The following is a 19,757-nucleotide window of genomic DNA, read 5'->3' as shown; positions in this document are numbered from 1 at the left end:
ATTACTGTAAAAACAAAAGTAATATGATAGAATATCTTAGGGTGAAACGAAAATGAAAAAACAAGGTTTATTGGTCATTTTTAGTGCAATTCTGATACTATCAGGTTGCGGAACTAAGAAAGAAGATCAAGCAGAAAAAAACAATGAAGCTGGTGAAGAGACTAAAACTTCAGCCTCAGAAAAAGGAGAGAGTCAAATGTATCCACAATTATCAAAAGAAGTAGCATCAAACGAAGCATTAGTAGTTATGAACACAACAATGGGAGCAATCAAAATTAAATTATTCCCTGAGGTAGCACCTAAAACTGTTGAAAACTTCATTACTCATGCAGAAAACGGTTATTATGACGGCATCATCTTCCACCGAATCATCCAAGATTTCATGATTCAAGGTGGCGATCCAACAGGTACAGGTATGGGTGGCGAAAGCATTTACGGTTCTACATTTGAAGATGAGTTCTCAGATAAAGCGTTCAACCTACGTGGAGCTTTATCAATGGCTAACGCTGGACCTGGTACAAATGGAAGCCAATTCTTTATCGTTCAAGCAAGCCGTGTCGATTCAAGCATGTTAAAACAAATGAAAGATGCTGGCTATCCTGAAGAAATCGTAGAAGCATATGCTACTAACGGTGGTACTCCTTGGTTAGACAACCGTCACACAGTTTTCGGACAAGTAGTTGAAGGATTAGAAGTTATTGATGAAATGGCTTCAGTTCAAAAAAATGGTAGCGACAAGCCACTTGAAGATATTAAAATCGAATCGATCGAAGTTCTTCAAAAATAAGTTAGGAAGTGTCAAATATGAGTTCATGGATGGTTATCCTGTTTCTCTATTTTCCTGAAGACAAATCAGAGTATATACCCGCAGCAATCAGTTTCATCATTTTTTCAATTGCTTGTGTATTAACTTTTAGATGGATTGTTAAGAAGTCTAAAAAGCAAGAAGAGCAAGTGAAGGAATTAGAAGAAAGAGTGTTGCGTGAACGTCAGCTAGAAAAAGAAAACAATCAATGATAATAGAAATGGCCGACCCCGTTAAGGAGTCGGCCATTTTTGTTTAGACATAGAAAATGTTGATTTTCATTTCGGCGGACGCTTTCCGCGGGCACTTCTTCAGCCGCTTCCCTCGCGATGCTCAGTCCAGGGTCTTCAGTGCGTGCTGTTTCCGCTGGAAAGATTAGGACCATGGTTCTAATCTTTGCGACGAAGCTAGCGCAGCGATGCAGGAGCAGGAGCAGTTTATTTACGCCACCTACATTTCAATCAACTGAAATCAATTTAAAAATAATATTATTATATATCCTTATTCTAGAATGGCCGACCCATTTTCGAGGTCGGCTATTTTTTTAGAAAAATAATTTAACTTAAAGCATGTATAAACCTATCTACACCATCTTCAAGTGTTTTGCGAGGACAGGCAATATTCATTCGCATGAATCCTCTACCAGATTCTCCATACTTAGAGCCCGGTTCTAAGGCTAATTTCCCTTTATGAAGTAACAACTCCATCATTTCTTCTTCAGATAATCCGGTAAGTCGATAATCAATCCAAAGCAAGTACGTTGCATCAGGGCGAGCAATTTTTACTTTAGGTAATGCAGATGTAATGGATTCAATTGCATAGTCAATATTTGATGATAAAACTTCTAATAATTCTACTAGCCAAGGTTCGCCATGTTCATAAGCTGCTTTTAATGCAGTCGCACCAAAAGGACTCAATTCCATTTGACCATGAGCTGCTGCGTGGTCTCGCAATTGTTCACGCTTTTGAGCATCGGTTACAATCATCACTGCAGCTTGAACACCCGCTAAATTGAATGTTTTAGTTGGCGCAACACACGTAATAATTCGATCTGCTTCATTGTCAGCTAAAGATGCTAAAGGATAATGTGTGTGTCCTGGATAAACCAAATCTGCGTGTATTTCATCAGATAGTATCATCGTGTCGTATTTCGCACATAAGCGGATAATTTCAATTAACGTTTCTTTGGACCAAACCATTCCTCCAGGATTATGAGGATTACATAAAATAAATAGCTCAATCCCGTTTCGTAACTTTTCTTCAAATGAAACGAAATCCATTGCATAGGTTCCGTCTGACTCTTTTAATGGACTTACTTCGACTTTTCTCCCGAGTTTTTCAGGGATACTGAAAAATGGCGGATAGACGGGTGGTGTGACCAAAATGCTCGCACCAGGTTTGGTGAACGTTTCGACTACAGTTGCAATTGCCGGAACTACGCCATGATGAAAGAGCATCCACTCGGTTTCAGTCTCCCAGTTATGCTTAGTATGTAACCATGATTGAACAGCCGTTTTGCAACCTTCACATATGTATGAATAACCGAAAATGGGGTGATTGATTCTTTCTTGTAAAGCCTCAGTTACAACAGTTGGCGCTGCAAAATCCATATCTGCAACCCACATAGGTAATATATCTGATGCATCGCTAATATCGTAAATTTTCTCCATCCAATCCCATTTTACGGAGCGGGTATCGCGACGATTATATACTTGATCAAATGAGCTCACGTCAATTCCCTTCTTTCCTTTTTTTATTTATATGGTATCATAGCCTTTATTAAAGAAAAGTAAATAGGTGAAAAAAGATGCAAACTATAGAGATGAATAGACGAGCAGTTTTAATACTAGCTTCTTGGGATCCTTTTAAATTAGGCTCGGAAGCGTATGATACAGAAACGGCAGATGTCGTGGCAGCACTACAAGGTATTGATCATCCATCTGATCTTGCAAAAAAGATTCAAACCATTTATGAACATTCTTTCGAAAAATGGATTCCACTTGAGCAATGCATGCAAATTTCATACAAGCTTATTGCAGTGAAATTTGAAGCGAAATGTATTGTTTAGCATTATTGAATTCTATAACGGGGAGTCATAATAGTCATGAGAAATGACTTTTATGACTCCCCGTTTTTTTGCTCAATATACCTACTATTACAATAATAGCTTCTATTTTTACAAGTTTAGCTTTCAAATTTACAACATTAGCTGCACAAATTACAACATGAGCTACACAAATTACAACTTTTCAATCTATATAAAAAAGTACATCTCTTTCTAAAATGAAAGGATGTGTCAAATTGTATAAAAGAATAACCGAGTATTTAACTCAATTCATTTTCTTATCTAAAAACTATAAGTCATATTACAAAGATCACCTATGCAGAAGTTATAACAATATGAAAACTGTTTACCTCTTAGGAATAAAGATTGTAGAAATTTTTCTATTGATTGGAATGGAGGCGACGACTCCGAGGGGAATAGCATGAGCTTTAGACCCTGGACCGAGCTTGAGAGGGAAGCGGCTAAAGCCGTGCCCCCGGAAAGCGACCGTCGCAATGGAAATCAACTTTTATGATTGTTTAAAGTTTCAAACAGACACCATGTGTTTTTAAATTTGTATATAGAAGCTGATATCACAATAAAAAAGACGTAGCTTGCACCATTTGCGGTACAAGCTACGTCTTTTCTAATTATGAATTAACTTGAAGTCCATCCATTAAGTTTGAAACTGGAACTTCGAGTGCGTTGGATAATTTTAAAATGGCCTGTTCTGAAGGGATTTCTGAACCAGACTCATATTGTTCTAATTTTCCTGCACCAATTCTTGTTTTTAGCGATAAATCTTCTAAAGACATATTGCGTTCTTCGCGTAATGAGCGAAGCTGAGTGTGAAATTCTTGTTTCATCTTCATGCACTCCTTTCCATACATACATCATATGCTTGATACTATCTTATCATACCGTAAGACTTTATAAATGGGGAAATAAGTCGTCTTACGCACACATCAAAAATCTATAATTTTATTTAAATAGGGCCTGAATTGTAGGTAGCATAGCATTAATAAAAACAAGGATGATCGCAACTGGTGCTAAATACCGAACAATAAAGTGCCAAATGTTGAACCACAATGAAGAAATATTCAACTCGGTAAATGTTTCAGTTTTTGTTAATACATAACCAGCAAAGATTGATATTAATAAGGCACCTAAAGGCAATCCAATGCTATTAGTACTAAAATCTGCAAAGTCGAAGAAAGTTTTCCCGAAAATTTTAACGTCTGCAAAAACACCAAATGACAAGGCACTTGGAATACCCACTAGGAAGATTAGAAGTCCATAGATCCAAGATGAGCGCTTACGTTTATCATATGCATTTTTTATTCCAATCGATACTACAATTTCCAACATGGAAATTGAAGAAGTCAATGTTGCAAATAAAAGAAGCACGAAGAAAAGCAACATGAAGAAGGCTCCAAAAGGTATTTGTTCAAAAACGGCAGGTAAAATGATAAATGCAAGTCCAGGTCCTTCGTTAGGTGAATAACCTAATGCAAAAACAGCTGGGAAAATTACAAGACCGGCCATGATTGATATTCCCACATTGAGCAAAGAAACACTTAAAGCTGAATTACCCAGCTTTTGGTCCTTCGGAAGATATGACGCGTACGTCATCATACCAGCCACGCCTACGCTTAAAGAGAAGAATGCTTGTCCTAAAGCCATCAACATGGTGTGACCATTTAAATAAGACCAATCAGGAACAAACATAAATTTAATGCCTTCCATAGCCCCGTCTAAAGTTAATGAACGGATAACCAAGACGATAAAGAAAATAAGTAGGGCAGGCATCATGATTCGGCTAGCACGTTCAATCCCGCCTTCAATTCCGCCTTGGACAATTAAAACGGTAAGAAACATAAAGACAGCCTGTCCGATAATAACTTCCCACGGGTTTGCAATAATTGATTCAAACAATGCTGCATAATAACTCTCACTACTATTATTAAGAGTGAAGAATAGCGCTCTTGTTAAATATGATAATATCCAACCGCCAACAACACTGTAGAACGATAGAATAATGAACGAGAAGAAAAATCCTGAGTATCCAATAATAGACCATTTTTTTCCCGGTGCTAATTTTTTCAATGTAGTCACTGCATCTGCCTGGCCTTTTCGACCAATGACAAACTCAGCAAGCAATATAGGTAGTCCGATTAACATCGTACTGATGATAAATAATAAAACAAATACGCTACCACCGTTTGTTCCTGCCATATATGGAAACTTCCATATAGCTCCTAGTCCAATAGCGCTTCCGGCTGCTGCTAGGACGAAGCCTATTTTCGATGCAAAATGATCGCGATTTGCCATGTTTTCCACTCCCTTAAAATATAAAGATTTTCTCATTCTACACGACAGGTTATAAAAATAATAGAATTTTTTGAAACATTATGTGAAAAAGAAACGTATTACAAATATAGACAGCAAGGAGGGGGCTTCATGCAAGTTACAGAAATGGTTAATCATGCACAAAATGGGAATCTAATTGCATATGGCGAATTAATGGAACACCATCATCGAACGGTCGAAAAATACGTTTTTCAATGTGGAGTAAAAGTAGTTGATATTCAGAGTGTAACCCAGGAAGTTTTTATTAAACTATATAAATCCTTAGGTGAATTTCCAAGTTCCGATTTTACAACTTGGCTATATAAACTAACATTAAAGGCCACCCGTGATTATCATAAAAGAGAAAAGCGAGGAGAAGAAGAGCAAGAATTACATAGGGATGAACATTCAACTCGATTGCCCCAATCGAGGATTTTAGTTTTTGATGAAGATCGAGAGCTTCATGATGCTATTCAACTATTAGATGAGAAATATAGAAATCCACTCGTTTTGTTTTATTTCCAAGAGCTTACATATGTTCAAATTGGTGAAGTTTTAAATATCCATCCTTCTGAAGTTGAATCTAGACTGACGGATTCGCGAGAGAACATTAAATCGTCACTTGAAATATTAGACGACAACCAATTCGAACAGAATTTGAATTTATTAAAAAAATCATACATGCGAGTTCCCTCAAAATTTAATGTAGACGAAGTTCTTCGACGAATAGAATTAGAGAGAGGTAATGGGGAGGATTCAATTTCTCCGGAAAAAGGAAATAAGTCAAATAAGCATAAGCTTAATGTTTGGGCAGTGGGGTTAGCTAGTATCTTGTTAATAGGGATACTAAGTACTTCATTTTTTAAAGATGAAGTTGCCCAAAGTAATGAGGTTGTTAATGCTGATGATACTAAAAGCATTGACGATTTTAAAAAGTCTTTTGAAGAACAAAAAACTACCTATCGAAATACACTTGGGTTAACAGAAGAAGAATTTAATCAAATTGAATTTGTAAAAATGGCTAATCAATTATTTGCCCTTAATTTTAAAGAGGATCGTTCAGAAAATGAATCTAGTAGTTCATCCAATGAACGGTATGAAGAAGTGTTAGATGTGTTAAAAATACCTTCACAAATGATTAATGATGCGACTGCTGAAGGGATTATGGAAGGTGATGAAGGTGCGGTATTCATTGATGAAGTAAATACTAAAATCGATTACTTGATTACTTATTATAATTCTGTTTTAGATAGACATCGTGAAATATTGAATACGGCAAAAATGAGCGGAAGATTAGATGCGAATTATTTGCGAGCAAATCGTTATGATTTACCTGATGAGTTAGAGAATATGTTAAATCATGCACATACTCAAGGCGTTTCAATAAGAGTTTCGAGGGATGAGAAGCGCTATGAAGCATTTTTTGAGTACCCAGATCATTGGCACAGCTTATATGAAGTTGTACAAGATTCTTCTTTATCTTTACTAATGCTTAAACCAATGATTCCTTTTACATATGGAGGCGAGTTAGTCTTGCCCCCAAATGAATCTGCTATGTATTTAAATCAGTTAGAACACATGTTGTTAAGCACGAGCCACCGTAATTCTCTCTACGCTATTATGAAATCACAATATGAGGATTTAGCTTATACGTTAATTTTTGGAGCAAGTAACACGGAAGTGGTTACGGATGGTCGTGTTAATTATGAATTCCAAGCTGTCTGGAATAGTTTACGATACAGTTATGGTGATTCACCTATGAAATACTTCATTAGACCAATGTTTGAATCCGTAAGCGAAAATGATTGGGAAGTAAATGAAACGTATCAAAGTTTAAACTTTAATGATCTTAAGGTGGCGTTTACACTTGCAGAAAATGGTGACCTAGCAGCCATTATGCCGAAAGAAGTAAGTGGGGCAAAATCTACTACTATTAATTGGCCAAACAGTGAAGTAGAGCAAAAGGTAGCAAAATCTATAGAAAATATGGATTTATCGCAAATAAGTCAAATTGTTGGATTGAGTCCAATAGAAAGTGTTGTCTTTTATCAACACGCCCAGGAAGAAAATTTAAGTGGAATCAATCATCAACTTTTATCATTTATGAATTTTACTGATCATGAGAATTTCGAGAAGGTAATGAATAGTTGGCTAAACTATGAATTGATTCCAAAAGAAGCAACGAGTCTTCGTTATCAAGACGAGAATACTTTTGAGCAGCATGGAAACTTTGTAGGTTCAGTCGATGTATTGAATGGAGATCGAGTGATTCGAACAATTCCCGTTAATCGAAGTCACCAGGGAATATGGACAATCGATGCAAGCTTAAGTTATTTGCTTTATAGTGAGCCACATTCAGACATTGATGAACAGACTATAAAAGATATTCAAGAACTTTATACTAGGTTTAAAGAAAATTACGATTACACCGTTTTAAAAGATGTAGGAGCAACAATGGTTGCGGGAATTTATCTTGAAGCAGCAAGTCAAGGAGATTTAACAACACAGTATGAACTACTGTTAAAAGGTGAGAATACTCCGAATAAAGAAGAATTTCTATCAAGTCCATCCGAGATAGAGACCGATTGGAAGGAACAATATCTCTCGATGGAATCGCATCAAGTCTACCCTTCTGAAGAATTACTTCTCAGCGGTGATAAAGATAAAACCGATGAATTTGATGTCACTGTATGGCTATATATTCAACCTGAATTAGTCACTAACGAGTTCTACCGAAATGGTTTCCAAATGCGGAAAACGGTTGACGGGTGGCGTGTGTATAATATGCCTGATCAATGAGTCTTTTGAGTTAATTCCTAGTTTATGGTATAATCTACTATGGCCTTAAGGTAGATAGGTATATATTTGATACTAGGAGAGATTATTATGACAAAGAAGTATGAAGTTGGAGAAGTAGTCGCAGGTAAAGTTACTGGCGTTCAGCCATATGGTGCTTTTGTTGCTTTAGACGAAGAAACACAAGGATTGGTTCATATCTCTGAAATCACATATGGTTATGTGAAAGAAGTGAGTGAATTTTTATCAGTAGGACAAGAAGTCGAAGTGAAAGTTTTAGAAGTGGACGAAGAAGCGGGTAAAATCAGCCTGTCAATTCGTGCATTACAAGAACGCCCACCGGTTATTCGTAAAGAAGACAAGCCGAAGAAATCTTTACAAGCTCGTGTAGATGAGCGAGATTCTGAAGGGTTCAATTCATTAAAAGACAAATTAGAAGACTGGATCAAACAATCTGGTCAATGAGTAAAAGCGAGCATCTCTTTATTGAGATGGCTCGCTTTTTTTATTTCTTCATTTTCCTTAAGCGGTATTGCAAGTTTTGTCTACTCATCCCAAGAGCATTAGATGCTTTCGTTACATTCCCTTCAAACATCCCCATGACTTTTTGTAAGTAGTACATTTCAGCTTCTCTCAAGTATTCGTCTAAAGGCAACAAGTCTTTTTCAGATTGAACAACAAAGTCTTCAGCTCTTTTTAGTGGTTCTCTTATTTCTTGAACCTTGAGTTTGAAATGAAGGGGTAACATCTCAAACGTTACAAGTTCTTCTGTCGTGATTATGGAAGAAATTTCATCTAATAAAATTTCAACTTCTTTTAAATTCCCTGGCCAATCGTAGGAATGGAACAATTCCCGAACATCCGGGGATAATCCATGAATAATAGATCCAAAACGAACTCGATGTCTGGCAAAATAATCATGAACGAATGGATCAATATCTTCTCTCCGTTCTCGTAATGGGGGAACATATATCGTCATAGTAGTGAAGAAATAATATAAGTCTTTTAAAAGCTCTCCTGAGGCAATTAAATCGATTGGGTCTGCGCCTACACTTGCCAAAAATAAGTGTCCACTAAGAGTCGGATCATTGACCATTTCAAACAATTGTTGCTGCATAGCTAAAGTTAAAAGATCAATACGTTCACAGAAGATTGTACTTTCATCAAGAACAACTAAATCTTCTTTTAACTTATTTAGAATCGTTGGATCTGAATTGTGGCAATATAACGTATAAAAATGAACCAAAGGTGGTGACAATTCGTAATGTATGCCTTCAGCCACTAAATCTTTTCCAGTTCCAGCTTCTCCAATCAAAAGAACAGATAATCGAGCAGTTGCGGCTTTTTTTGCAGTCGAGATAACTTGTTTCATGGCATCAGAAACGGCCGTAATAACTGAAAATGTGATTGGTTCGCCATATCTGCGCAAAGGTTGATAAACCAATCGTTCTAATGTCGTCACATCACGAGCTAATTCAACTGCTCCAATTAATATCCCGTCTTGAAAGACAGGATACGTATCATTTATGGTTGTGATTTCATGTCCATTACGATTCCAATACGTTTGTTTAACATTTAAGACTTGCTGGCCACTTTGTAGTACTTTTAATAAAGTACTCTCATGTTGGTCAAACTGAAATAGTTCCAATAAGGTTCGGTCCGCTACATCATGTAAATCCAAACCTTCGATGTTTTTCATTTTTTCATTGTATAAAATAGTGCGTCCATTTTGGTCTATTGCATGTATACCAACGGATATATGGTCACTCGCGAAGCGATAAAAAGGTAATAATTCAAGATCTTTATGATTCATTGGAGGTCCACTCCTAACTTTTTTTACGAAAATAAGAAATATGACTTGAAAAACGCAACAATCTTTTGCATTATTATAGATGTAAACGAAATAAAAGTGCAAATTATTTTTGCACTAAAATAAATTATAGGAGGATTCACATGATTCCTTATAAACACGAAGCATTCACAGATTTTTCAAAAGAAGAAAACAAAAAAGCTATTCAAGAAGGTTACAAAACGGTAGCTGGCTATATGGGGCAAGACTTCCCATTAATCATTGGTGGAGAAAGAATTACAACAGAAGAGAAGATTGTATCTTACAATCCTGCAAATAAAACTGAAGTAGTAGGTTCAGTATCTAAAACAACTCACGAATTAGCATCAAAAGCAATGGACATTGCTGACGCTACATTTAATACTTGGAAAAAAGTAAAACCTGAAGTTCGTGCAGACTTACTTTTTAAAGCGGCTGCTATTATGCGTCGCCGTAAATTCGAATTCTCAGCATTGTTATCGAAAGAAGCTGGTAAAACTTGGGTCGAGGCTGATGTTGAAGCAGCTGAAGCTATCGACTTCCTAGAATATTATGGTCGTCAAATGCTTCGTTTAAAAGATGGACACCCAGTTGAAAGCCGTCCAGGCGAATATAATCGTTATGACTACATTCCTATGGGAGTAGCTGTTGTTATCTCTCCATGGAACTTCCCGTTCGCAATTATGGCAGGAACTGCAGTTGCGGCAATCGTAACTGGTAATACAGTATTACTAAAACCAGCTTCAACAACTCCTGTTGTTGCTTATAAATTTGTTGAAATTTTAGAAGAAGCTGGTATGCCTGCTGGCGTATTGAACTTCATCCCAGGTTCTGGTGCTGAAGTTGGCGATTTCTTAGTAGATCACCCACGCACGCGTTTAATCAGCTTCACTGGTTCACGTGATGTAGGGCTTCGTATTTTTGAACGTTCTTCTAAGTTAAATGAAGGTCAAATTTGGATTAAACGTGTTATCGCTGAAATGGGCGGTAAAGATACAATCGTAGTTGATAAAGAAGCTGATTTAGAATTAGCTGCTCAATCAATCGTTAAGTCTGCATTTGGTTTCAGCGGTCAAAAATGTTCTGCATGTTCACGTGCCGTAATCGTTGAAGACGTTTATGAACAAGTGTTAAATCGTGTAGAAGAATTAACGAAAGCTCTATCTGTCGGTGTTCCTGATCAAGATGAGCATTTTGTTGGACCAGTAATCGATGGCTCAGCATTCAAAAAAATCATGAGCTACATTGAAATCGGTAAAGGTGAAGGTCGCTTAGTAGCGGGTGGAACTGGAGATGACTCGAAAGGATTCTTCATTCAACCTACTGTAATCGCTGATTTAGATCCTAAAGCAGTTATTATGCAAGAAGAAATCTTTGGTCCAGTTGTTGGTATTGCGAAAGCGAAAGATTTCGACCATGCACTTGAAATTGCAAACAACACTGAGTACGGCTTAACTGGAGCTGTAATTACTAATAACCGTATGAACCAAGAAAAAGCACGTGAAGAATTCCATGTTGGTAACTTGTACTTCAACCGTGGATGTACTGGCGCTATTGTTGGGTACCAACCATTTGGTGGATTCAACATGTCAGGTACAGATTCAAAAGCAGGCGGACCTGATTATTTAGGACTGCACTTACAAGCTAAAACAACTTCTGAAATGTTATAAGAAATGCGTATAGCGCCACTCAAGCTCGACTCCGACGGTGGAAGAAACGAATCGAAAGCCTGCTTTCGCATGAGTTTCTGAAGCGGCGGTGCGAGCTGGCGCTAGGAGCTAGACAGTTATGGAAGGAAGGCTAAGAGCCCGACATCGTGTCGGGACGCCTTCATGACTGTCAGCCCGAGCTTAACTGAGAGATAGGCTTCAATGCTTAACATTAGAAAAATTCCCACATCATGTGGGCCATAGACAGGCACATCTGAAGATGCGTCTGTCTTTTTTTGAAAAACTAAGGAGGCGAAACATTATGACAGTTTCACAGAATGTAATAGAACAAACCGAGAAATTTGGCGCTCCTAACTATCATCCACTGCCAATCGTTATTTCTGAAGCACAAGGCGTTTGGGTGAAAGATCCAGAAGGAAATAAATTCATGGATATGCTTTCTGCTTATTCAGCCGTAAACCAAGGGCATCGTCATCCAAAAATCATTCAAGCACTTAAGGATCAAGCGGATCGTGTAACATTGACTTCACGTGCTTTCCACAATGATCAATTAGGACCTTGGTATGAAATGATTTGTGAAATGTCAGGTAAAGAAATGGCACTTCCAATGAACACGGGTGCAGAAGCAGTTGAAACAGCTATTAAAGCTGCTCGTCGTTGGGCTTATGATGTAAAAGGCGTTGCTGAAAACCAAGCACAAATTATTGCATGTGAAGGTAACTTCCATGGCCGTACTATGGCTGCCGTTTCTCTATCATCAGATCCAGATTACAAGCGTGGCTTCGGACCATTATTGCCAGGTGTTAACATTATTCCTTATGGTGATTTAGAAGCTCTTAAAGCAGCAATCACTCCGAATACTGCTGCATTCCTAATTGAGCCAATTCAAGGTGAAGCGGGAATCATTATTCCACCAGCTGGATTTATGAAAGCTGCACGTGAACTTTGTCGTGAAAATAACGTCTTATTTATTGCAGATGAGATTCAAGCGGGTCTTGCTCGTACTGGTCGTATGTTTGCATGTGAGTGGGAAGATGTTAATCCAGATATGTACATTTTAGGTAAAGCACTTGGAGGCGGAGTATTCCCAATTTCATGTGTTGTTGCGAATAAAGAAATTCTTGAAGTATTCAATCCAGGTTCACATGGTTCAACGTTTGGTGGGAACCCAATGGCATGTGCCGTATCTATTGCATCTTTAAACGTATTAAAAGATGAAAAATTGGCTGAACGCTCTGAAGAACTTGGGAATTATTTTAAAGAAGAATTATCGAAAATTGAACATTCTTCTATTAAAGAAGTACGTGGTCGTGGTTTATTCATCGGTATGGAACTTAACGAAGCAGCTCGTCCATATTGTGAAGAGTTAAAAGAATTAGGTTTATTGTGTAAGGAAACGCATGATACCGTGATTCGTTTTGCTCCTCCATTAGTTATTACAAAAGAAGAATTAGATTGGGCAATTGAAAAAATTCAAAAAGTATTTAATAAATAATATTAATTGTTAAAAAACAAATCCAATTATGTTACAATGATTGCGATGTAATCATTATGAATAAAGAGGCGAAACTATAAAATGGCTGAAAATCTAAACCTGTTCACATCAACTCAAGATGTTATTCAGGACGCTCTTAACAAACTAGGATACGATGAAGGAATGTTTGAACTCTTGAAAGAACCATTACGTATGCTTGAAGTACGTATTCCGATTAAAATGGATGATGGTTCTGTAAAAGTTTTCACTGGGTTTCGTGCACAACATAACGACGCAGTAGGACCTACTAAAGGTGGCGTTCGTTTCCATCCACAAGTTTCTGAAGATGAAGTAAAAGCTTTATCAATGTGGATGACGTTGAAATGTGGAATTGTTGATTTACCGTATGGCGGAGGTAAAGGTGGGATCATTTGTGATCCTCGTCAAATGTCGATGAATGAAATTGAAAAGTTAAGTCGCGGATATGTTCGTGCAATTAGTCAATTCGTTGGTCCAACAAAAGATATTCCTGCACCGGATGTATTCACCAACTCACAAATCATGGCATGGATGATGGATGAGTATAGTCGCATAGATGAATTTAACTCTCCAGGCTTTATTACTGGGAAACCAATTGTACTTGGTGGTTCACAAGGACGCGATCGTGCAACAGCACAAGGTGTAACAATCTGTGTTGAAGAAGCAGCTAAAAAGCGCGGAATCGATATGAATGGAGCCCGTATTGTCATTCAAGGTTTCGGTAATGCAGGTAGTTTCTTAGCTAAATTCATGAGTGATGCTGGAGCGAAAGTTATCGGTATTTCAGATGCTTATGGTGCGTTACATGACCCGAATGGTTTAGATATTGATTATCTTTTAGACCGTCGTGACAGTTTTGGAACTGTAACAACGTTGTTTGAAAATACAATTTCTAACCAAGAATTGCTTGAATTAGAATGTGATATTTTAGTTCCTGCAGCAATTGAAAATCAAATTACAGCTGAAAATGCTCATAATATTAAAGCAAGTATCGTAGTAGAAGCTGCAAATGGTCCAACAACAACAGAAGCTACTAAAATATTAACGGAACGTGGCATTTTGCTTGTTCCTGATGTTTTAGCAAGTGCTGGTGGAGTTACTGTTTCTTATTTTGAGTGGGTTCAAAATAACCAAGGATACTATTGGACAGAAGAAGAAGTAAACGAAAAACTTTACAAAAAAATGATCGCAGCATTCGAAAATGTTTATAACGTTGCAACAACTCGTAATATTAATATGCGCTTAGCTGCATATATGGTTGGTGTTCGTAAAACAGCAGAAGCTTCACGCTTCCGTGGCTGGGTTTAATAAATAAAAGTTCTACCTAGATTTTCTAGGTAGAACTTTTTCTTTTTCAAGCACTTATCTTTGATTTCATTTGAAAAAATGCACATAATGATGGATAGAGGAGATGATACCTATGAATACATTTACATTTTACAATCCAGTAAAATTGATATTTGGTAAAGGTCAGTTAGAACAGATAAAACAAGAATTACCTACATACGGCAAAAAGGTTCTTGTTGTGTATGGTGGAGGAAGTATCAAGAAAAATGGTCTTTACGATGAGGTAATGGCCACATTAAAAGAAGCTGAGATGGAAGTGTTTGAGCTAGCTGGAGTCGATCCGAATCCACGAATATCAACCGCTCGTCAAGGTGTAGATATTTGTAAAAAGGAAAATATCGATGTTTTATTAGCAGTAGGTGGAGGTTCAGTTATTGACTGTACGAAATTGATAGCTGCTGGTGCAAAATACGATGGGGATGCTTGGGATTTAGTTAGTCGAAAAGCAGTTCCTGAAGCAGCACTTCCTTTTGGGACAGTTCTTACTCTCGCAGCGACCGGTTCAGAAATGAATTCAGGTTCTGTCATTACGAATGAAGAAACGCAAGAGAAATACGGATGGGGTAGCCCATTGGTGTTCCCTAAATTTTCGATTCTAGATCCAACTTATACGATGTCAGTTCCATTAAATCATACCGTTTACGGTATCGTCGATATGATGTCTCACATTTTCGAACAATACTTCAACAATGCCACAAACACACCTGTTCAAGATGAGATGTGTGAAGGGGTTTTAAGAGCAGTAATGGAAGCAGCTCCAAAACTGTTGAATAACTTACATTCTTACGAAGATCGCGAAACGATTCTTTTCGCTGGAACGATTGCATTGAATGGAATGCTTCAAATGGGATATAGAGGAGACTGGGCTACTCATAATATTGAACATGCCGTTTCTGCTGTTTATGATATTCCTCATGCAGGTGGTTTAGCTGTATTGTTCCCACACTGGATGCGCCATAATTTGAAGGTAGATCCGGAACGTTTTGCACGTTTGGCTGTTTATGTGTTTGGTGTTGAACCAGATGGCAAAACAGTGGAGGAAATTGCTAACGAGGGCATCGATAACCTACGTGAGTATTGGACTTCTTTAGGTGCACCAGAAACCCTAGCTCATTATGATATCGACGATTCGAATCTAGAGTTAATGGTAGAAAAAGCAATGGTTTACGGACGCTTTGGAAACTTTGTTCCTTTAGAAGCTGAAGATGTACGAGCTATATTAAAAGCGTCTCTTTAATTTTTGACATGAATAAAGAAGCTAACCTCTTGTCTATCCTAGGATGGACAGGAGGTTTTTTAATGATTGAATTATCATCTGCATTAGAAGGAAAGCGATTTGAAAAAGGTTTCTTGGATGGATTTTTAAATGGCAATGGTTTTACATTAGGTGGGGGATGGGAATATGATCATGCGTATTATGATTATATCTTTCAAAAAGAACCGTACTATGATGTATTAAGGATTCCGGTCTTTGTAAAATCGGGAAATTTTGATCAACCATCTTCTAAATTAGAATGTGGTCGCCCATTTTTATTACGTCACTGTTATCAATATGGTATTGATGATGAAAAAGATGCGTTATTTGGTATCGGTGGTGGATTACTAAATCAATTTCAAAAGCCAATTGATAAAGATGCTCCAATAAGCGATAAACTTGTCGTTAAAGGAGTAGAACTACTTGAAAGAATAGATCGTCAATTACATTAAGAAATCCCGTTCAATGAACTCATTGAACGGGATTTTTATCATTATCTTTATTCAGTATTCACTAAGTGGGGGAAGAGTTTCGGGACGATTACTCACATGTTTCCAATGGGTAATTCCATCATCTTCATCAAATGAAATGGTTACATCCTGAACGCCGTGTTGAGCAAGAATTAACTCGACCAAATGGTCACGAATATCATCTGCTTCGGCAAATGATATGTCTGGATTGACTTTAGCGACTAATTCAACGTGTAAGAATTCGCCTTCTTTAATTACTTCTAATTTTTTAATATCGCGTACATCTTTTTGATCCATAATTAGATGTGCAATGTGATTCAGCATTTGTTCATCTGTTTCACCAATTGCGCCTCGAGCATTTTCTAAGAATATACGTCCAACAACATAAAACATCATACATCCGATAATAATAGATACAATTCCTTCGGCTTGGAGGAATCCTGTATAATGCGCAATCACTACAGCAATTAATGCTAAAAGGTTACCACTTGTTGCCACTAAATCTTCCATAAATACTAATTTAGTAGCAGGTTTTGCATTCTTTAAATGAGCAAAACTCTTCGTAAGTGGGTCTAATCCTTTAGATTCTGTTCGAGTTTCATGTAAAACCTCTTTACCTGCTTTATATAGAACAAACAATTCTAGAACGGTTGCAATGGCTAAGACACCAATAATAATTAAGAAACCACCTGATTGGGTTGGATGTTGAATATGGTGCCAACCTTCAATAATTGTTTCGTATGCCAAGATTCCTACTATAAGGACAGCAAATAATAACACAATATTTACAACACGACCAAATCCGTTAGGGAATTTCGGGGTAGGGGCTTTTTTAGAAAGAGCAGATCCAATGAAAACAAAATATTGATTGGCAGCATCTCCTACAGAGTGCATCATTTCAGCAAACATAGCGACGTTTCCTGTAAGGAAAAACGCTCCTCCTTTTAATCCAGCAATAATGGTATTAATAATAGCGGCTAATAATGATGGTTTATTTCCTTCTTTTAATAGTGCGAAAAAATCTTTCATAGTTACCTCCAGTTAAGTTAAAATTTCAATTTCAATTCGATCGATAAATTCTAGTGAATGGATACTGCGGTAAAGTGATAATGTATCTTTCTTAGGTAATACGGATAAACGCAATTCTATTTCATGCTTTACTCGTTGATCAGCTAACGGGATATCTCTAACTCTCATATTTTCTATATGGAATTGTTGATCGGATAAATAAACCATTAGATCTTCAATAGAAGTATACTCAGAAACCAGAACTTTTAAATAGATTTCTCTCATTCTTAATCGCTTAGGTCCAATTTTATTAAGAAATGGGGGGAGTACTTCAATACCAATGATTACAATAAGAACACTAATCGCTGCCTCAATATAAAATCCTGCACCTACAGCTATACCAATACCTCCTGCACCCCAAATCATTGCAGCAGTTGTTAAGCCAGTAATGCTGTCATTGCCTTTACGTAATATTACTCCTGCTCCAAGGAAACCTATTCCACTGACTATTTGAGCTGCAAGACGGAGGGGGTCCATCGTAATATTTACTCCATCTCTAGGTTCTGCCATGTAGGCAGACTCAATCGAAATATAAGTCAGCAAGCAACTGAAAGTAGAAATAACCAAACTTGTTTTCAATCCAACAGGTTTCTTTTTTAATTCCCTTTCAAGACCAATTATTAAACTTAATAATGCAGCTAAACCCAATTTTAATAAAATTTCACTTGAAATACTAAAGTGACTTATTAAATCCTGCATAAAAAACCTCCATTTCAGTAACAGGGTTGCACATTAATCCGTTCAGTGAAACAATTAAACGATTAGTATTATACTACCTGTTTTATATGAAACTAAACAAATAATAATTTTTCATCTAAGAAAGTGAAGTGTCTTATGGAAAAACCTGCAGTACATCCGTACATACCAATAGTAATTGGCGTAATCTCAGTATCTATGTCAGCTATTTTTGTTAAAATGGCAAATGCTGATGCTGGTGTCATAGCATTTTATCGAATGATGTTCTCAGTTTTAATAATGGCCCCCTTCTTTTTTTATAAATATACGGGAGAAATTAAAAGACTTTCCTATAGAGATTGGATTTTTTCTTCAATAGCGGGGATTTTTTTAGCGTTTCATTTTATATTATGGTTTGAATCTTTAAATTACACCTCAGTAGCCAGCTCAACCGTATTAGTAACTTTACAACCGTTATTTGCATTCGTGGGCACTTATTATTTCTTTAAAGAAAGACTTTCAATTAAAACAATCTTATCCGGTTTGATTGCAATTGCTGGATCTGTGCTAATAAGTTGGGGAGATTTTAAAATAAGTGGGTCAGCTCTATACGGTGATATGTTAGCCTTAATTGCCTGTGCATTAGTTACAGCATATTTACTTTTTGGACAAGACGTTAGACAAAGACTTTCGTTAGTTACCTATACATTTGTTGTTTATGGTGTAACAACTGTTACCTTATTTTTTTATGTCTTATTTAAAGGAGAATCATTTGGACCATATCCTGCAATGGATTGGTTGTGGTTTTTACTTTTAGCTCTTATTCCTAATTTATTAGGACATACATTGTTTAATTGGTCATTAAAGTATGTAAGTACAAATGTTATTTCAATAGCAATTTTATTCGAACCAGTAGGGGCGACAATTCTAGCATTTTATATCTTTAATGAATATTTAATTCCTTCTCAAATAATTGGGGGAATCATTGTTATCATTGGTATACTGTTGTTTGTGTTAGATGATAAATGGATAAAAAAATTATTTCGACAAAAAAGTCTTGATTTATAATTACGCACGGTGTATATTAATACTTGTCCTTCGGAAGTGAAGAAAAATATTTTGAAATAGTATTGACTTTGATTTCGGGACAAGTTATATTATAAAAGTTGCTGTCGCGAGAGTGACCAACAAATGAACCTTGAAAACTGAACAGCAAAACGTCAACGAAATATAGCGATGATCGCTTTGCCGATCGGAGCAAAAACGTTTTCTTCCGCCGACACCTGTCGGTATCGAAAACAAACTTGAACTTAAACGTTCATTATAAACGTCAATTTTTTGACGCCAGCAACAAAGTATGAGCAATCATATTCTCTCTATTTTTTCGAGACACAAGCAGTTCGAGGAAGCAAGCGAGTGAACACCGGAGCGTACTTAAGGTGCGTGAGGATGTGAACGAGCGCAGCTGACGAAGAAATGCGCCGTGTATCGGAGAAATAGTATTATGGAGAGTTTGATCCTGGCTCAGGACGAACGCTGGCGGCGTGCCTAATACATGCAAGTCGAGCGGAATGATGAAGAAGCTTGCTTCTTCTGATTTTAGCGGCGGACGGGTGAGTAACACGTGGGCAACCTACCTTGTAGATTGGGATAACTCCGGGAAACCGGGGCTAATACCGAATAAACCATTTTGCTTCATGGCAAGATGTTGAAAGGCGGCTTCGGCTGTCACTACTAGATGGGCCCGCGGCGTATTAGCTAGTTGGTAGGGTAATGGCCTACCAAGGCGACGATACGTAGCCGACCTGAGAGGGTGATCGGCCACACTGGGACTGAGACACGGCCCAGACTCCTACGGGAGGCAGCAGTAGGGAATCTTCCACAATGGACGAAAGTCTGATGGAGCAACGCCGCGTGAGTGAAGAAGGTTTTCGGAT

The 19,757-nt window shown here is 37.3% G+C and carries 17 protein-coding genes and 1 rRNA gene; 12 read left to right on the top strand and 6 right to left on the bottom strand.

The features are described from left to right. Positions 1–196 precede the first annotated feature (196 nt). Positions 197–787, top strand: a complete 591-nt coding sequence (locus tag AC3EA5_RS07755; protein WP_488607965.1) for a peptidylprolyl isomerase — start codon at positions 197–199, stop codon at positions 785–787. 17 nt (positions 788–804) lie between these two features. Further along, a complete protein-coding gene (locus AC3EA5_RS07750; protein WP_394190531.1) occupies positions 805–1,017 on the top strand; it encodes a hypothetical protein in 213 nt (70 codons plus the stop codon). 345 nt (positions 1,018–1,362) lie between these two features. Here AC3EA5_RS07750 and AC3EA5_RS07745 read toward each other — a convergent pair whose 3' ends face one another. Further along, entirely contained in the window at positions 1,363–2,535 is a 1,173-nt protein-coding gene (locus AC3EA5_RS07745) for a MalY/PatB family protein (protein ID WP_488607807.1), read from the bottom strand. Positions 2,536–2,612: 77 nt separating this feature from the next. Here AC3EA5_RS07745 and AC3EA5_RS07740 point away from each other — a divergent pair, with 77 nt between their 5' ends. Further along, entirely contained in the window at positions 2,613–2,873 is a 261-nt protein-coding gene (locus AC3EA5_RS07740; RefSeq protein WP_488607806.1) for a DUF1871 family protein, read from the top strand. Positions 2,874–3,499: 626 nt separating this feature from the next. On the opposite strand, the gene AC3EA5_RS07735 is transcribed toward AC3EA5_RS07740, so the two are convergent. Continuing rightward, complete coding sequence (locus AC3EA5_RS07735; protein ID WP_394191976.1) at positions 3,500–3,715, bottom strand: helix-turn-helix domain-containing protein; 216 nt, start codon at positions 3,713–3,715, stop codon at positions 3,500–3,502. A 115-nt stretch (positions 3,716–3,830) separates the two neighbouring features. Further along, positions 3,831–5,180 carry a sodium-dependent transporter gene (locus AC3EA5_RS07730; protein ID WP_488607805.1) on the bottom strand — a complete coding sequence of 450 codons (1,350 nt, stop codon included), beginning with the start codon at positions 5,178–5,180 and terminating at the stop codon, positions 3,831–3,833. A gap of 129 nt (positions 5,181–5,309) precedes the next feature. On the opposite strand from AC3EA5_RS07730, the gene AC3EA5_RS07725 reads away from it, so the two are divergent. Both AC3EA5_RS07725 and yugI read left to right on the top strand, forming a co-directional pair. Beyond that, positions 5,310–7,997 (top strand): RNA polymerase sigma factor, encoded by a 2,688-nt coding sequence (locus AC3EA5_RS07725; protein ID WP_488607804.1) that lies wholly within the window; start codon positions 5,310–5,312, stop codon positions 7,995–7,997. Between the two features lie 87 nt (positions 7,998–8,084). Next, complete coding sequence (gene yugI / locus AC3EA5_RS07720; protein ID WP_488607803.1) at positions 8,085–8,459, top strand: S1 domain-containing post-transcriptional regulator GSP13; 375 nt, start codon at positions 8,085–8,087, stop codon at positions 8,457–8,459. Between the two features lie 40 nt (positions 8,460–8,499). On the opposite strand, the gene AC3EA5_RS07715 is transcribed toward yugI, so the two are convergent. After that, positions 8,500–9,807 (bottom strand): AAA-type ATPase lid domain-containing protein, encoded by a 1,308-nt coding sequence (locus AC3EA5_RS07715; protein WP_488607802.1) that lies wholly within the window; start codon positions 9,805–9,807, stop codon positions 8,500–8,502. Positions 9,808–9,947: 140 nt separating this feature from the next. Between AC3EA5_RS07715 and pruA the strand changes: the two genes are divergently transcribed. From pruA to AC3EA5_RS07690, 5 genes are all read left to right on the top strand, one after another. Continuing rightward, positions 9,948–11,492, top strand: a complete 1,545-nt coding sequence (gene pruA, locus AC3EA5_RS07710; RefSeq protein ID WP_488607801.1) for an L-glutamate gamma-semialdehyde dehydrogenase — start codon at positions 9,948–9,950, stop codon at positions 11,490–11,492. Positions 11,493–11,793: 301 nt separating this feature from the next. Further along, the gene (locus AC3EA5_RS07705) at positions 11,794–12,987 is read left to right on the top strand and encodes an ornithine--oxo-acid transaminase (RefSeq protein WP_394191965.1); all 1,194 of its coding nucleotides are present in this window, start codon (positions 11,794–11,796) and stop codon (positions 12,985–12,987) included. An 81-nt stretch (positions 12,988–13,068) separates the two neighbouring features. Then, positions 13,069–14,313 carry a Glu/Leu/Phe/Val family dehydrogenase gene (locus tag AC3EA5_RS07700; RefSeq protein ID WP_488607800.1) on the top strand — a complete coding sequence of 415 codons (1,245 nt, stop codon included), beginning with the start codon at positions 13,069–13,071 and terminating at the stop codon, positions 14,311–14,313. A 112-nt stretch (positions 14,314–14,425) separates the two neighbouring features. Continuing rightward, positions 14,426–15,589 (top strand): iron-containing alcohol dehydrogenase, encoded by a 1,164-nt coding sequence (locus AC3EA5_RS07695; RefSeq protein ID WP_488607799.1) that lies wholly within the window; start codon positions 14,426–14,428, stop codon positions 15,587–15,589. Positions 15,590–15,651: 62 nt separating this feature from the next. Beyond that, positions 15,652–16,059, top strand: a complete 408-nt coding sequence (locus AC3EA5_RS07690; RefSeq protein ID WP_394191959.1) for a YugN family protein — start codon at positions 15,652–15,654, stop codon at positions 16,057–16,059. 51 nt (positions 16,060–16,110) lie between these two features. Here the strand turns inward: AC3EA5_RS07690 and AC3EA5_RS07685 are convergent, their stop codons facing one another. Beyond that, positions 16,111–17,106: a cation diffusion facilitator family transporter gene (locus tag AC3EA5_RS07685; RefSeq protein WP_488607798.1), complete on the bottom strand. Its 996-nt coding sequence runs from the start codon at positions 17,104–17,106 to the stop codon at positions 16,111–16,113. Positions 17,107–17,118: 12 nt separating this feature from the next. Next, positions 17,119–17,844, bottom strand: coding sequence for an MgtC/SapB family protein (locus AC3EA5_RS07680; RefSeq protein ID WP_488607797.1), 726 nt, complete (start codon positions 17,842–17,844; stop codon positions 17,119–17,121). A 135-nt stretch (positions 17,845–17,979) separates the two neighbouring features. Between AC3EA5_RS07680 and AC3EA5_RS07675 the strand changes: the two genes are divergently transcribed. Then, positions 17,980–18,888 (top strand): DMT family transporter, encoded by a 909-nt coding sequence (locus AC3EA5_RS07675; RefSeq protein WP_488607796.1) that lies wholly within the window; start codon positions 17,980–17,982, stop codon positions 18,886–18,888. A gap of 433 nt (positions 18,889–19,321) precedes the next feature. Further along, positions 19,322–19,757, top strand: a 16S ribosomal RNA gene (locus AC3EA5_RS07670); the annotation flags it as partial.

This window comes from Paenisporosarcina sp., from assembly GCF_057785155.1.
This window is presented reverse-complemented; position numbering and strand designations above follow the sequence as displayed.

What these genes read in the sequence shown, in the direction of transcription:
- AC3EA5_RS07675 (WP_488607796.1), top strand. Translation starts at nt 17,980, where the DNA reads ATGGAAAAACCTGCAGTACATCCGTACATACCAATAGTAATTGGCGTA.
- yugI (WP_488607803.1), top strand. Translation starts at nt 8,085, where the DNA reads ATGACAAAGAAGTATGAAGTTGGAGAAGTAGTCGCAGGTAAAGTTACT.
- pruA (WP_488607801.1), top strand. Translation starts at nt 9,948, where the DNA reads ATGATTCCTTATAAACACGAAGCATTCACAGATTTTTCAAAAGAAGAA.
- AC3EA5_RS07680 (WP_488607797.1), bottom strand. Translation starts at nt 17,844, where the DNA reads ATGCAGGATTTAATAAGTCACTTTAGTATTTCAAGTGAAATTTTATTA.
- AC3EA5_RS07705 (WP_394191965.1), top strand. Translation starts at nt 11,794, where the DNA reads ATGACAGTTTCACAGAATGTAATAGAACAAACCGAGAAATTTGGCGCT.
- AC3EA5_RS07755 (WP_488607965.1), top strand. Translation starts at nt 197, where the DNA reads ATGTATCCACAATTATCAAAAGAAGTAGCATCAAACGAAGCATTAGTA.
- AC3EA5_RS07730 (WP_488607805.1), bottom strand. Translation starts at nt 5,180, where the DNA reads ATGGCAAATCGCGATCATTTTGCATCGAAAATAGGCTTCGTCCTAGCA.
- AC3EA5_RS07685 (WP_488607798.1), bottom strand. Translation starts at nt 17,106, where the DNA reads ATGAAAGATTTTTTCGCACTATTAAAAGAAGGAAATAAACCATCATTA.
- AC3EA5_RS07735 (WP_394191976.1), bottom strand. Translation starts at nt 3,715, where the DNA reads ATGAAACAAGAATTTCACACTCAGCTTCGCTCATTACGCGAAGAACGC.
- AC3EA5_RS07725 (WP_488607804.1), top strand. Translation starts at nt 5,310, where the DNA reads ATGCAAGTTACAGAAATGGTTAATCATGCACAAAATGGGAATCTAATT.
- AC3EA5_RS07750 (WP_394190531.1), top strand. Translation starts at nt 805, where the DNA reads ATGAGTTCATGGATGGTTATCCTGTTTCTCTATTTTCCTGAAGACAAA.
- AC3EA5_RS07700 (WP_488607800.1), top strand. Translation starts at nt 13,069, where the DNA reads ATGGCTGAAAATCTAAACCTGTTCACATCAACTCAAGATGTTATTCAG.
- AC3EA5_RS07695 (WP_488607799.1), top strand. Translation starts at nt 14,426, where the DNA reads ATGAATACATTTACATTTTACAATCCAGTAAAATTGATATTTGGTAAA.
- AC3EA5_RS07740 (WP_488607806.1), top strand. Translation starts at nt 2,613, where the DNA reads ATGCAAACTATAGAGATGAATAGACGAGCAGTTTTAATACTAGCTTCT.
- AC3EA5_RS07715 (WP_488607802.1), bottom strand. Translation starts at nt 9,807, where the DNA reads ATGAATCATAAAGATCTTGAATTATTACCTTTTTATCGCTTCGCGAGT.
- AC3EA5_RS07690 (WP_394191959.1), top strand. Translation starts at nt 15,652, where the DNA reads ATGATTGAATTATCATCTGCATTAGAAGGAAAGCGATTTGAAAAAGGT.